Consider the following 14399-nt stretch of genomic DNA (forward strand, 5'->3'; position numbering starts at 1 on the left):
GCTATGAAAACTCAACTATCATTAATACTGATTATTTTTTCTCTTGCCTTTTCCTTTGCGCAAACAGATGCCCGGATTTACGATATCATTGATGCGGTTTCTGCCGACAGGATCGAAAAGGACATCCGTACGCTTGCCGGTTTCGGTACGAGGAACACTTTTAGCGATACCATTTCCGAAACCCGGGGTATCGGTGCGGCACGGCGCTGGATCAAAGCTGAATTTGAAAAGATCTCCGAAGGCTGTAACGGCTGTCTGGACGTCTTTTACCAGAAAGACCTGGTCACCACTGAGGACGGGGACCGTGTTCCCCACGATGCCTGGGTCGTGAACGTCGTGGCCATACAGAAAGGTACCAAATACCCCAACCGCTATATCATTATGAGCGGGGATATCGATTCCAGGGCTTCCAACACCATGGATTTCGAAACCGACGCCCCGGGGGCCAACGACAATGCCAGTGGTATGGCCGGGACCATTGAAGCCGCCAGGGTATTGTCTGAATACGAGTTTGAAAGCAGTATTGTCTACGTTGGGCTGTCCGGTGAAGAGCAAGGGCTTTTCGGCGGCAAGGGCCTGGCCGAATATGCCAAAAAGAACAACTGGGACATCACGGGCGTGCTCAACAATGACATGATAGGCAATATAGAAGGCGTTGACGGGGTGATCGATAACCGGACCTTCCGTATCTTTTCCGAGCCCGTACCCCCAACCGAAACCGAAAATGAACGGAGAATGCGAAGGTTTTACGGCGGGGAAGTAGACGGTATTTCACGGCAACTCGCCCGCTATATCCATAAAACCGTACAAACGTATATGCCCGGGATGAACCCCATGATGATCTACCGCCTGGACCGCTTTGGCCGCGGCGGACACCACCGCCCTTTCAACGACCTCGGTTATGCAGGGGTACGTATTATGGAAGCGCACGAAAACTACAACAGGCAGCACCAGGACATCCGGGTGGAAAACGGCATTAAATACGGTGATGTCATTGAAGGGGTGAATTTCGATTACGCTGCAAAACTCACCGCAGTGAATGCCATTAACCTCGCCTCCCTGGCATGGGCCCCGCCCGCCCCTGCTGAAGTGGCTATCGGCGGTATTGTGGAAGCTTCCGCCAAACTCAAATGGAAAAAGATCAATACCCCCGATGTAAAGGGCTATAAAATCTACTGGCGTTATACCACCTCACCACAATGGGAGTTCAGCCGTTACGTGGGCGACACCGATCATTTTACCCTGGAAGGTATTGTTATTGATAATTTCTATTTCGGTGTGGCCACCGTCGGGAAAAACGGGCATGAAAGCGTTGTGGTGTTTCCTTCGGAGGTCTTCCGGGATTGATTCTTAAGCTGTCAGCCAAACTTCATCCGTACCATCCATACCTGCGGAGGATTGTCTGTTTCATGCAATTAGCTGATCCGGACCATAAATTTATACTAAATTGTTTTCACACCTCCCTGTAAATAGTATTTTTGCTTGACAATTAAGGAAAATCAAGCTTCCGTCAATTAAAAGAATGACTACATGGTAACAACAGAACAGGTGAAAAGCCTTATGGAACGCCTTGGCGCGTTAAGGAGGTATCTTTGACATCGATGCCAAACTCATAGAAATACAGAACGAAGAAGAAAAGACATATGCCCCCGATTTCTGGGACAATCCGAAGGAAGCGGAAAGCCTGATGCAGACGCTCCGCAGTAAAAAGAAATGGGTGGAAGGCTATGAAGAGGCCAAAACACTTGCGGACGACCTGGAAGTCCTGTACGATTTTTACAAGGAAGGTGAAGTGGAGGCCGATGAGGTGGAAAACCATTATAAAAAAACGGTTGAACTCATAGAACACCTGGAATTCAAGAACATGCTTTCCGAAGAAGGTGACAATATGAGTGCGGTATTACAGATCACCGCCGGTGCCGGGGGTACGGAGAGCTGTGACTGGGCGGCCATGCTTATGCGCATGTATCTTATGTGGGCCGAATCGCAGAAATTCAGGATCCGGGAGCTGAATTACCAGGAAGGTGATGTAGCCGGAATAAAGACCGTAACCCTTGAGATCGAAGGAGAATATGCCTTCGGGTGGCTGAAAGGCGAAAACGGCGTGCACCGGCTGGTTCGTATCTCCCCGTTTGACAGCAATGCCAAGCGGCATACGTCATTTGCTTCGGTATACGTATATCCGCTGGCAGACGACAGTATTGAGATCGAGGTCAACCCGGCCGATATTACTTTCGAGACCATGCGTTCCAGTGGTGCGGGCGGACAGAACGTGAACAAGGTGGAAACCGCCGTGCGTTTGCGCCACCACCCTACGGGAATTGTTATTGAGAACTCGGAAACCCGGTCGCAACTGGACAACAAGACCAAGGCCATGCAACTCCTGAAGTCTCAGCTCTTTGAAATGGAGCTGAAGAAACGCCAGGAGAAAAGGGCCGAGATCGAAGCCGGGAAAATGAAGATCGAATGGGGCTCACAAATACGGAATTACGTGATGCACCCCTATAAACTGGTCAAAGATGTACGGACTTCGCACGAAACCACCGATGTGGATGCCGTAATGAACGGGGGAATCAACCCTTTCCTCAAAGCCTACCTGATGATGATGGGACAAAAGGAAACTTCGTAGGGGGATTCGGTTATTGGGTTATTGAGTTACTGGGTTATTTGGGTTTATTATTATTCGTGTAAATATCATTATCAAAAAGTGATGTGGATATTTGCATACAGAAGTTAGAAACTATAATCCGATGGGTTTGTTCAGTTCGCCGCAGCATCTAAGTAACCTGAATAATGTTTAAACGCTATGAATCAAAAACATTTCAAGATTACAACCCTTGTTTGAAATTATTAAAAGGCTCCTCCCTTCATCCCGATAGTTATCGGGATCGGAGGGTTTGAAAGCCCAAGCCACAGGAAAAACACAAAAGCCTGGAATATACCCAGAATTTGGGCCTGATCAAACTCCCCGTTCCGCAAGCGGAACGCCCCTACTTCGACAGTACAGGTAAACTCGGGGAAGGTTCAGGCTGCTTATGGTAAGGTTCGCAATGATGCCCTTAGCTTATATCGAACTCGCATTAACTCAGTCACCTACTCACCTTATTCACTCCTTGAGATCATTCATCGGGGAAGTGCAATACCCTATTCATCTATTGAAACCCTGTATTGACGGAGTGCATTGGTTGATCAATTTACTTCATCGGCTTATTGATATATTACATTAGCCCATTGATGCATTATATTAGCTTATTGATGTAATGTTTTTGCATATTGGTGCATTACATCGGCCTATTTACGAAATGTATCGGTTTTTTGACGGACTATTTTTGGCTGTTGACGAATTTCATTAACTGATCTCAAAAACAATTCAATATATATCTTTAGTGTATTTTGCTTTAGCACCTGAAAATTGTCACCGGGTTATTAGGGTAATGCGTTACCTGGTTATTCAGGCAACCCTGGTAAACATAATTACTTAATCAACTCAATAACCGAGTAACTAAAGTACAATTTCATTACATGCCAAAACCTATGGATTTTCAGATCATAGTAGTTTTGTTATTATAGAGGTTTGGCTGTTTATTAACAGTATAATGCAGGATAAATATTAAACATCACCTTATATTTCTCTCTTTCTTTTTGCATCTTTGTGTAACGGCCATGGTATCGGATACCCTGGTTGACTTATTGATGCGTAACCCTTAATTATCAACATAGCATGAAAAACCGTATAGATACCGTAATCTTCGACCTTGGTGGTGTACTTATCGACTGGAACCCGGAATATGTATTTCTCGACGTCTTTGAGGGCGACCGGGAAAAAATGCAGTGGTTTTTTGACAATATCTGTACCATGAACTGGAACGAAGAACAGGACGCGGGCAAAAGCCTTGCCGATGCCACGGAAGAACGGGTAGCTCTGTTTCCGCAATACGAGGAATGGATACGCATGTACTACGGTCGCTGGGAAGAAATGCTGGGTGGTGCCATACAGGGTTCCGTAGCTATACTGAAATCCCTTATTGCACAGGAAAAATATAAAGTTGTGGCCCTTACCAACTGGAGTGCCGAGACTTTCCCCATTGCCCGGGAACGGTTCGATTTCCTGCAGTGGTTTGAAGGCATTGTTGTATCCGGCCAGGAAAACACCCGGAAGCCTTTCAGGGAGATCTACGACATTACCCTCGACCGTTTCGGGATAGCGGCGGAAAGATCGGTCTTTATCGATGACAATTTACGCAATGTAAAAGCCGCCGATACCATTGGCATCAACGGTATACGGTTTACATCGCCCGAACAGCTCAGCAAAAGCCTTGGCGAATTCAGCATTCATGTCTAATTTTGTAAAAAGTATAAGAATGATAAAGATATATCACAATCCGCGTTGCCGGAAATCAAGGGAAGGGCTTGCCATACTGGAAGCATCGGGCAAGGATTTTGACGTTGTAAAATACCTTGAAGACGTTCCCTCCGAAAAAGACCTCCGTGAGGTTATTGACCTGCTGGGTATCGCTCCTGTTGACCTCGTCCGCAAAAATGAAAGCATCTGGAAAGAACAATACAAGGGAAAAACACTTTCTGATGACGAAGTGATCAAGGCCATGGCCACACATCCGAAGCTTATTGAACGGCCGATCGTCATTTCCGGGAAGAAAGCCGTGATAGGACGCCCGCCTGAAAATATTAAGTCCGTGCTCTGAGGACGGCTATTTTTATACACCGAAGCCCGGCATCTTTTCCGGGCTTTCAGTAAAGGCTTTTTAAACCGTTTTCCTCCAGGATATCACTGTATTCCGGCAATATCCGCAAAAGGGCGAGGTCTTCATCGGCATTCAGCCGCTTTACGTCCTTAAACCCGTTTTGCAACAGTTGTTCCAGGTAAAACAGGGCCATTCCGTATTCGCTTTTCTTCACACTGTAGCGCAATACTTCGAGATATGCGTCTTCTGCCCCCGGATCGAGCAGTACCAGGAAAGCATTGGCAAACAATAAGCGGTCGGTATCCTTTTCCCGGTCTAAGGTGGGAATGGTTTCCCTGGTAATCTCCGTTAACATGTTTTTCAGGCGCTTTGCCATTTTGGCCTGCGCCTTATTCGTGCCTTTTTCGAGCTTTCCGAGGGCTATCATTTCTTCTTCCCAGGAAGGGAGCTGTGCCATATTACCTGAAGTCATGTCTTCAGAGAGAAAAGTCAGGTAATCGGTGATGTAATTGCTTTCCATTTCGGAAATTCCGTAACTGTCGCTCCGCTGTTTCCTGAATATCGGGGTCTTCCGGATCTCCCTTCGCCTTTCCCGGAACAGTTTCTTGTCAACATACCCGTCATAATTGTCCATAAGCTGCTCAATATCGTTAAAGGCATACAGTGCCCTCCCCTTTCTTTCCCGGCTTTTGTTAAATTCCATATCTGCCTTAAAGAGCGAGTCTATCACTTTTTTCCCTCCGGGCAGTGTTCCTCCCGTTATGCCTTTCAGCGTGAGTGTCCGGACAGCTTTGTCCATATATTCTGCGGGCGGATAATAGGAAGCCCCGTCATAGACCAGCAAATCGGCCCGGAATTTTTTATCCTTCAGGATGTTTACGGTATTTTTCATTTCCTGATAATTCCCTTCTTCATCTCCTGTAAGGCCCACAAAAAGAAAACTGTTCTTTTGGGGCATGTACTTCCCGTTTCCCGGCAATGCGGCCCCGCAGGCAATCACTCCTTTCACATCATCGGAGATCGTGGCTATCGCCGTGGCCAGCCTGGCCCCTCCGCTAAAGCCCGAAGTATAAATTCTCCTGCTGTCTGTCGCGAAGTTCTTTAAAACAACACTAAAAAGCTTTTTGGCAATATAAAAGTTGGCTTCATAAGAGGTGTTCTGTACATTGTTCGATCCGACCAGAATAAAATCACCGGTCCCGGGCGCCGCTGCAAAGGCTTCCAGGGCGCGTTTTCCCTTTCCCTTAATGTCGAATACGAAAATTACGGGCCATTCCCTGTCCGGATTGTAGTCTTCGGGCAGGTATATGGCATAATTCATATGATCTGTGCCGGGAATGGGCACAGAATCCGTTATCATCCCCTTTTGCAGGCGCAGATCTTGTGCATACCCGGAAAAGGAAAGTATGAAGAAGAACAACAAAATAAGACGGTATTTCATAAGTAAGCGATGTATGTTTCACCTTAAATGGTAAGTACAAGATAGTTTAAAAAAGAAGATTAAAAAAATAAACCGTTCTCCGGTTATCGGGCTAACGAATTATTGCATTGTTGTATTAACCGGCTTACCCGTATGGCCGGAATGGCCTGATAACCGGATATCGCGGATCGTATTTTTCAGTATTGTTGAATTACCGCAATACGTTGCAGGGTTTCCCGGCCTTACCGTCCCCCCGTAAAACAAAAAGCCCGGAAACGAGGGTTTTCCCCTTGCTTCCGGTACTTTTTTACCATCTTTTATTATGGCTCACAACATTATTTTTGTACCGAGCACGTCCAGGAATGCTTTGATAAAGCCGGGATGTCCCGGCCATGCCGGTGATGTAACAAGATTACCGTCTACCACCGATTCTGTTGGCGGCACTTCCTTATAATTGCCTCCCGCAAGGGTCACTTCGGGACCTACGGCAGGGTAAGCGGTCAATGTCCTTCCCGAAACCACTTTTGCAGCCGTCAATATCTGTATGCCGTGGCATATGGCGGCTACCGGGAGGTCTTTCTCAAAGAAATATTTTACAATATCCAGCACTTTTGCATTCAACCTCAGGTATTCGGGGGCACGACCGCCCACTATAACAAGTCCGTCGTAAGCTTCGGGCGATACATCGTCGAACGTGTAATTTAACTGGAAATTATGCCCCGGCTTTTCCGAGTAGGTCTGGTCGCCTTCAAAGTCGTGAATGGCGGTTTTTACCGCTTCCCCTTTTTTCTTGTCCGGGCAAACGGCATGCACTTCATGACCCACCATCAAAAGCATCTGGTAAGGCACCATGGTTTCGTAATCTTCTGCATAATCACCGGTAAGTAAGAGTATTTTTTTCATGATGACCGCTTTCTGTTTGTATTTTTGTTGTATTTACGGAATAAACAGTAATTATTACAGGATCGGAAGCGGGGCCTGTCCGGTATAGCCGGACAGGCATTCCTTCACTTCCTTGTCCTTTACGACTCTTTAAATGTACCAAAAAATCCGCGGAAAGTTAGTGTAGCGGAAAGACTTTAACCTTAATTTAATTTTTGGCAAACTGGAGGTTGAGCAGCAGTTTCACTTCATCGCCTACTACAATACCTCCCGTCTCGGTAACCCCGCTCCATTCCAGGCCGAAATCCTTGCGGTTAAGCTTCCCGGTGATCTCAAACCCGGCCTTGGTATTGCCGTAGGGGTCTACCATAGTCCCCCCGTACTCTGCTTTCAGGACAATGGGCCTGGTATTTCCCCTTATGGTGATATCGCCGGTCACTTCATAGGTATCGTCTCCCGTTTTGCTGAACCCGGTAGAGACAAAAGTAAGCTTCGGATGGTTTTCGGCATCGAAGAAGTCGGCTGATTTCAGGTGATTGTCCCTATCGTTGTTGTTGGTGGAAATACTTTTTATTTCCGCTTCGAAAACGGCCCTGGCATTGCTGAAATCATCGCCTTCGGCTTCCAGTCCGCCCGAAAAAGAGGTGAATTGCCCGCTTACCGTAGAGATTACCAGGTGTTTTACCTTAAACTGCACTTCAGAATGTGCAGGGTCTATGTTCCACGTTACTTTTTTTGCTGATGTTTCCATTGGTCTTATTTTTTGTTCTACAATTTATTTATAGTTCTCAGTTTTGGAGTTCTTAGTTTTGGAGTTTGGGAATTGGATAGTGCCGTTTCGTTGTTCAATGCTTATACCTCCAAAACTCAATAACTCACCAACTCCAAAACTCCCTAACTCCAAAACTCCATCCGCCACGAATGTTTCTTTAGTTGATTAGTTCTTTAGTTTGGGAGTCGGATAGTACCGTTTTGTTGTTCACTGCTTATACCTCCAAAACTCAATAACTCACCAACTCCAAAACTCCCTAACTCCAAAACTCCATCCGCCACGAATGTTTTCTTTAGTTGATTAGTTCTTAGTTCTTTAGTTTGGGAGTTGGATAGTGCCGTTTTATTGTTCAATGCTTATACCTCCAAAACTCAATAACTCACCAACTCCAAAACTCCATCCGCCACGAATGTTTTCTTTAGTTGATTAGTTCTTAGTTCTTTAGTTTGGGAGTCGGATAGTACTGTTTTGTTGTTCACTGCTTATACCTCCAGAACTCAATAACTCATCAACTCATCAACTCCCCAACTCCAAAACACCAAAGTCAGAAGCCTCCCTCCTATTTCTTTGGCAAAGGCACATAGGTATTGTCCCCGGCCACTTTCGGAAATCGCTTTTCTTCCCAGTCCCTTTTGGCCTTTTCGATCGTCTGACTGTCGGACGATACGAAATTCCAGTAAATATGCCGTTCCTCTTCGAGCGGCGCGCCACCGAACAGGAGCAGATGTGTCCCCTTTTCCACCTCTAATGCGCATTGGTTGTCGAGTTTGGATACCAGCATGTTCCCCGCGCCTACTTCCTGGTCGCAGGCCTTTACTTTTCCTGTTACTATGCATATTCCTATTTCGCCTTCAAGGTTCCCGGCAATATCGAGGCCAAAGGATTCGCCTGCCTTTACGGATACCATAAAGAGATCGGAATGTGTGGGTACGGGAGAGACCTTGCCGAACCCTTTTCCGGCCACTAAGGTGAAATCTGCTCCGTTTGCTGTCCAGGCAGGCAGCTCTTCCCCGGAAATATGATAGAATTCGGGGGCCATGTCTTCAACCGCCCTGGGAAGGGCGATCCATATCTGGTAACCGTGCATGGTAAAGACATTCCCTTTCCTTTTATCTTCCGGTGTCCTTTCGGTGTGTGTCACCCCCTTGCCGGCTACCATCAGGTTTACCGATCCCGGCCGGATGCGTTGTTCGGTCCCTATGCTGTCCCTGTGTATAATTTCCCCTTCCAGGAGGTACGTAAGTGTGGCCAACCCGATATGCGGATGCTGGTCTACGTCCATGTACTTTTCGGGTCCCAGTTTTTCAGGGCCCATGTGGTCAATAAATATGAAAGGGCCCACCATCCGCTTTTTGCGGAAAGGGATCAGCCGTCCCACCAGGAAATCTCCTATATCCCGGCTTCTTTCTTCAATGATAAGATCGGTATTGGACATTGATCGTGTGCTTTATGTTTTTTTCAGGCAAGGACATCCTGCCATTCGGTCATTTTTTTGAATGTTGCATTGGCAAAAGGGCACAAAGGCATCACCCTGATGCCTTTTTCCCTTACATACCCTACCAGGGCTTCGAGCAGCTTTTTGCCTGTGCCCTGTCCCCTGAGGGATTCGTCTACCCCGGTGTGTTCAATGATCATCTTCTTTTCGCCGGCCATGACATAGGTCATTTCGGCCAGGCGCTTTTTGTCTACCCGGTAGGTAAAAGCGCCTTTTTTGTCGTTGTGAATATGCTTTATTTCTCCCATATTGCTTATTGTAAGGTAATCCCTATAAATATAATAAAATCAGTGTGCTTTTCCACATTAAATTCCGGTTTATACGGCCATCGGGACTTCCATAAGGAGAAATTCGGCATCACTCCCGGCTGTTATGGATACGGAACCGGTTTCCCAGACCCCCGCAGCATCCCTTTTGCCGAGTTTTTGACCGCCGACATCCACATTTCCTTCGATAACGAACAGGTAAACGCCGTTACCTTCTTTTTTAAGGCTGTATTCACGGGTTGTTCCCTTGTCAAAGTCCCCGAGGTGAAACCAGGCATCCTGGTATATCCAGCTCCCCTGGTCCTCCGCATCCGGTGAAACTACCTGGTAGAGTTCGTTCTTTTTCCTGTAGTCTTCTATAGAGATCTGGTCGTACCTTGGATCTACATTCCTCTTATTGGGAAACAACCATATCTGTAACAGGTTGGTTTCCCTGTCCTTATTGGGGTTATATTCACTGTGAAAAACACCTGTTCCGGCACTCATCACCTGTATTTCCCCGTTTTTGATGCGGCCTACGTTCCCCATGCTGTCTTTATGTTCCAGATCGCCTTTCAGCGGAATGGTGATGATCTCCATATTGTCGTGGGGGTGCATTCCGAAGCCCATGCCACCGCTTACGATGTCGTCGTTAAGTACCCGGAGGGCACCGAAGTTCATCCGCTCGGGATTGTAGTAATTTGCAAAACTGAAACTGTGATGGGCATTGAGCCATCCGTGATCGGCATGCCCTCTTGTGTCTGCGCTGTGCACTATTGCTTTCATAATTGTACTCCTTTTTTGTTCTGTACAAAGTTGCGAACAATTAAGGCGCAAGGAAATACAAGAATGCGGGAAAGCGTTATAAAAATACGATCCCCGACTTCGCACTGGAACCGTACTTCGGCTATTTTTCGACACATAGCTCAAGGCTGTGTTCCCGACATCGGGATTAAAAACAAAATTTAGACAGTCTCTGATAAATCATGGCACTATTTCCTGAAGTCTGACGGGGACATCCCGGTGCATTTCTTAAAGAAACTGCTGAAATGTGCGGGTTCGGAAAAACCCAATGCGTATGCGATCTCCTTCTGGGGCTGCCCGGAAAAATACAGCATCCGCCGGGCGGCAACCGTGATGCGCGACTGTAAGTATTCCTTGGCCGTTTTGCCGATGAGCGACCTGACCGTCCTGTTGAGGTGGTCGGGGGTTACGTGGAGGGCTTCCGCATACTGCGAAACGAGATGCCATTCGGTAAAATGCTTTTCCACAAGGTCCTTATATTCCCGCAACAGCGTCCCCCCGGCCTGGAGTTGCTGCGGATTCTCCCCGTGTACGGAACAGAGGTTGTTACAGGATATCAAAAACAACCGGAGTAACGAGCCGATGCCCTGGGAACGGAACTTGATGTTGGCTTTGCTCCAGTCCATCATCTGTTCGCAATAAGCGTTCAGTTGTGTTTCCTGCTGTACATCTACAGGCAGGGGCGGCGTTTCCCCGTAGTCCTTAAAAAGGTTGATATCGTCAATAAAACAGGCATCGATCTGGTTTTCTGCCATAAAACGGGTAGAAAAGGTTATGACATAACCGTGTGATTTTTCTCTTTCCACGATCCGGTGTACCTGTCCGGGGCTTATAAAGTAGACCTGTCCGCCGGAAAGCGGGTATTCCTTAAAATCTATATGGTGTATTCCGTCGGCCTTTCTGACCAATAAAATAATATAGTAGTCGTGCCTGTGAGGTTCGTCGGTCTTTCCGCCATTCCGGTCGTAAATTTCTTCCATGGTACGGATGCGGAATGTCATCCTGCTGTCTGCGGGATCTACATCGCTGTATGTTTTAATGAAGTTCACTTCAGATTGTATATCTGTCTCTAAAGATACTCCTTTTGCTCATTTCACGGAAATCTGTCTGCGAAATAAGAACCGGGAGAAAAAGGCCGCTTTTAAACGGCAATGTTCTCCCGGAATATACGGTGGAATTATGCCTTTTCCGGGATATCCTTTAATATTTCCCGGAGAAATGTCCAGAATTTCCGTACGGATGCAATGCCCGCCCTTTCGTCGGGAGAATGGGCTCCGCGTATGGTGGGGCCGAAACTGATCATATCCATCTCCGGATAGTTCTGCCCGAGTATCCCGCATTCGAGTCCGGCATGACAGGCGGCAACTTCGGGTTTTTCTTTAAACAGGGTTTCGTATTTTTCACGGAGGACCTTTAACACGGGGGAATTTACGTCGGGTTGCCATCCTGGATAGCTTCCGGACAGTTCTACATCGCAGCCCGCCAGTTCGAATGTGGCCCTGAGCGCATTGGCCAGGTCTGTCTTGGAGCTGTCTACGGAAGAGCGGGTAAGGCAGGATATTTTTACGTTCCCTTCCCCGACCGCTACTTTTGCAATATTGTTGGAAGTTTCTGTTAACCCTTCCATATCGGCACTCATACGGTACACCCCGTTATGTGCGGCATAGAGTGCCCTGGTAATCCCTTCCTGTACACCGAGTTCCATTACGGCACCGGGCTTTTCTACGGGTGTTGCAGTGATCTCCAGCGAAGGTTCCGTTGTTTTCAGTTCGTTTTTTACGGCATCGGCAAGCTCCCCGAACTCAAAAACAAAGGCTTCCCGGTGTACTTTGTCCACCACCACTACTGCCGAACTTTCCCTGGGAATGGCATTCCGGAGTCCGCCCCCTTCAATCGAGGCAATGCGCATGCCGTAATTTTCAAAACCGTCAAAAAGCATACGGTTCATGATCTTATTGGCGTTACCCAGACCTTTATGGATGTCCATACCGCTGTGTCCGCCCTTAAGTCCCTTAACAGCGATCCTGAAGGCTTCGGTATCTTCCGGTACGGGTTCTTCCTTGTAGCTCCTGCTCGACGTTATGTCCACTCCCCCGGCACATCCGATTCCTATTTCATCGTCTTCTTCAGTGTCGAGGTTCAGCAGGATTTCTCCCCGCAACACCCCCGGTTCAAGACCTTTGGCCCCGGTCATTCCCGTTTCTTCATCAACAGTAAATAGGGCCTCTACAGCAGGATGCGGGATATCATTGCTCTCCAGAATGGCCATGATAGCGGCTACGCCAAGTCCGTTATCCGCTCCGAGGGTCGTTCCTTTTGCCTTTACCCAGTCACCATCCACATACATTTCAATGCCCTGTGTGGCAAAGTCAAAATCGGTGGCTGTATTTTTCTGGTGCACCATGTCCAGGTGCGATTGCAACACTACCATTTTCCTGTTTTCCATTCCGGGAGTGGCCGGTTTCCGTATGATGACATTCCCGGTTTCGTCCTTAAAGGTTTCGAGTCCGAGTTTTTTACCGAAATCCATCATAAAGGTAATAACCTGCTCTTCCTTTTTTGAAGCGCGGGGTACGGCGTTGAGGTCGGCAAACCTGTTCCAGACTTCCCCGGGTTCCAATGATCGTATCTCTGAATTCATACTTTCTGTTTTTGTTTGTTACAAAACTACAGGAAACTTTTATATCTGCATAGGGTTTTTAACAGATGGTCACTGAATAATATTATCGCTATTGTCAACAGAAAAATAAAATCAAATGCCCGGGCCATGTCAAAAACATTACGGGATATTTTCCTATTTTTAACCCATGTCCGATAAAATGAAAACCATACTTGCGCTTTCCATAATTCCGCAGGTTATCGTTATAAAATTGCTGGCCCTTGCTCCGGGCTTTATCGAAAGGTATTACAGTAACGGTTTGTACCCCGTCATTTCCAAGACCTACAGGTATGTCTTCGGATGGATCCCGTTTTCGGTGGGTGACGTATTTTATACGCTTGCAGGTCTGCTGATACTCCGCTTCCTGGTCTTCAACATAAAGTATTTGTTCCGTAAACCCTTGTATTTTATTCGTGAAGTGTTGATTGTTATCTCCTTCACCTATTTTATGTTTCACCTTTTCTGGGGATTGAACTATTACCGTCCCTCCATACACGAAACCCTGGGTATGGGTAATGATTATACCACGGAAGAGCTGGTGGAGTTCACGGAAAAGCTCATTAGCCGGACCAATACCTTGCAGCTTCAGTTAACGGGAAACGACAGCCTTATGGTAAAGGTGCCCTATTCCAGGAAAGAGATATACCGTATGTCGTCTTCGGGATATGCCGGCATTGCAAAACACACCCCGGGCTTTTCTTATACCCCCGAAAGCATAAAAAGTTCGCTTTTTTCACTTCCCCTCACCTATATGGGATACAGCGGATACCTGAACCCGTTTACCAACGAAGCACAGGTAAACAGCCTTCAGGTAGATTACCGTTATCCCATGATCACCTGCCATGAAGAAGCGCATCAAATAGGGTATTCGGCAGAAAACGAAGCCAATTTCATAGGCTTCCTGGCCGCTACGGCCAATAAAGACCCGTACTTTCAGTATTCAGGAAATGCCTATATGCTCAGGTATTGCTTAAATGAAGTGTACCGGAGGGCCCCGGACACTTTTGAACGGCTCAAAGGGCAAATGCACAAAGGCATCCTTAAAAATTATGCCGAAGTGGCCGCATTCTGGGACCGTTATGAAAATATTGCGGAACCTGTATTCAAAAACACCTTTAATGCCTATTTAAAGGCCAATAGCCAGGCCGGAGGAATTAAAACCTACAGCTACGTGGTGGCATTGCTGGTGAATTATCACAAGAAAAACGGTATATAAAATACAACCTGTAAAGTTTCCCCGATAAAGACGCACGGCCGTGCGTCTCAACGATTTGTCAGTTTAGTTCTTTGCATCACAACTTCCTGTTTTTTTAGTTTAAAAAAAATTTACCGGGTTATATTCCCAATATCAACAACCAAAAGTTAAAGTTTACTTAACGCCCTGTTGCTTTTTAACAGTTATCTTAACTTTAAGGCAAC

At 46.8% G+C, this 14399-nt stretch carries 13 protein-coding genes; 5 read left to right on the forward strand and 8 right to left on the reverse strand.

Annotated features, from left to right (window positions below):
- Positions 1–3 precede the first annotated feature (3 nt).
- The 4 genes from LS482_RS00765 to arsC all read left to right on the forward strand — a co-directional run bounded on the left by LS482_RS00765 (position 4) and on the right by arsC (position 4703).
- Positions 4–1347 (forward strand): M28 family peptidase, encoded by a 1344-nt coding sequence (locus tag LS482_RS00765; RefSeq protein ID WP_233029830.1) that lies wholly within the window; start codon positions 4–6, stop codon positions 1345–1347.
- Between the two features lie 183 nt (positions 1348–1530).
- A protein-coding gene (prfB, locus tag LS482_RS00770; RefSeq protein WP_233029831.1) for a peptide chain release factor 2 occupies positions 1531–2629 on the forward strand; the annotation gives its coding sequence in 2 pieces (ribosomal slippage) (positions 1531–1593 and positions 1595–2629; 1098 coding nt in all).
- A 1092-nt stretch (positions 2630–3721) separates the two neighbouring features.
- Positions 3722–4342 carry an HAD family hydrolase gene (locus tag LS482_RS00775; protein ID WP_233029832.1) on the forward strand — a complete coding sequence of 207 codons (621 nt, stop codon included), beginning with the start codon at positions 3722–3724 and terminating at the stop codon, positions 4340–4342.
- Between the two features lie 19 nt (positions 4343–4361).
- Positions 4362–4703, forward strand: a complete 342-nt coding sequence (gene arsC, locus LS482_RS00780; protein WP_233029833.1) for an arsenate reductase (glutaredoxin) — start codon at positions 4362–4364, stop codon at positions 4701–4703.
- A 46-nt stretch (positions 4704–4749) separates the two neighbouring features.
- Here arsC and LS482_RS00785 read toward each other — a convergent pair whose 3' ends face one another.
- From LS482_RS00785 to LS482_RS00820, 8 genes are all read right to left on the reverse strand, one after another.
- Positions 4750–6144: an alpha/beta hydrolase family protein gene (locus LS482_RS00785; protein ID WP_233029834.1), complete on the reverse strand. Its 1395-nt coding sequence runs from the start codon at positions 6142–6144 to the stop codon at positions 4750–4752.
- A 306-nt stretch (positions 6145–6450) separates the two neighbouring features.
- Complete coding sequence (locus tag LS482_RS00790) at positions 6451–7026, reverse strand: DJ-1/PfpI family protein (RefSeq protein ID WP_233029835.1); 576 nt, start codon at positions 7024–7026, stop codon at positions 6451–6453.
- 187 nt (positions 7027–7213) lie between these two features.
- Positions 7214–7756, reverse strand: coding sequence for a YceI family protein (locus LS482_RS00795; RefSeq protein WP_233029836.1), 543 nt, complete (start codon positions 7754–7756; stop codon positions 7214–7216).
- 580 nt (positions 7757–8336) lie between these two features.
- On the reverse strand, positions 8337–9212 hold the full coding sequence (locus LS482_RS00800) for a pirin family protein (protein ID WP_233029837.1): 876 nt from the start codon (positions 9210–9212) through the stop codon (positions 8337–8339).
- 23 nt (positions 9213–9235) lie between these two features.
- The gene (locus LS482_RS00805; RefSeq protein ID WP_233029838.1) at positions 9236–9520 is read right to left on the reverse strand and encodes a GNAT family N-acetyltransferase; all 285 of its coding nucleotides are present in this window, start codon (positions 9518–9520) and stop codon (positions 9236–9238) included.
- Between the two features lie 69 nt (positions 9521–9589).
- A complete protein-coding gene (locus LS482_RS00810; RefSeq protein WP_233029839.1) occupies positions 9590–10303 on the reverse strand; it encodes a pirin family protein in 714 nt (237 codons plus the stop codon).
- 206 nt (positions 10304–10509) lie between these two features.
- Positions 10510–11370 (reverse strand): helix-turn-helix domain-containing protein, encoded by an 861-nt coding sequence (locus tag LS482_RS00815; RefSeq protein WP_233029840.1) that lies wholly within the window; start codon positions 11368–11370, stop codon positions 10510–10512.
- A 128-nt stretch (positions 11371–11498) separates the two neighbouring features.
- Positions 11499–12962 (reverse strand): aminoacyl-histidine dipeptidase, encoded by a 1464-nt coding sequence (locus tag LS482_RS00820; protein WP_233029841.1) that lies wholly within the window; start codon positions 12960–12962, stop codon positions 11499–11501.
- A 178-nt stretch (positions 12963–13140) separates the two neighbouring features.
- On the opposite strand from LS482_RS00820, the gene LS482_RS00825 reads away from it, so the two are divergent.
- Entirely contained in the window at positions 13141–14196 is a 1056-nt protein-coding gene (locus tag LS482_RS00825) for a DUF3810 domain-containing protein (protein WP_233029842.1), read from the forward strand.
- The last annotated feature ends 203 nt before the right edge of the window (positions 14197–14399 follow it).

Origin of the sequence: Sinomicrobium kalidii (genome assembly GCF_021183825.1) — a bacterium.
In the GTDB taxonomy this organism is placed as follows: Bacteria; Bacteroidota; Bacteroidia; order Flavobacteriales; family Flavobacteriaceae; genus Sinomicrobium; species Sinomicrobium kalidii.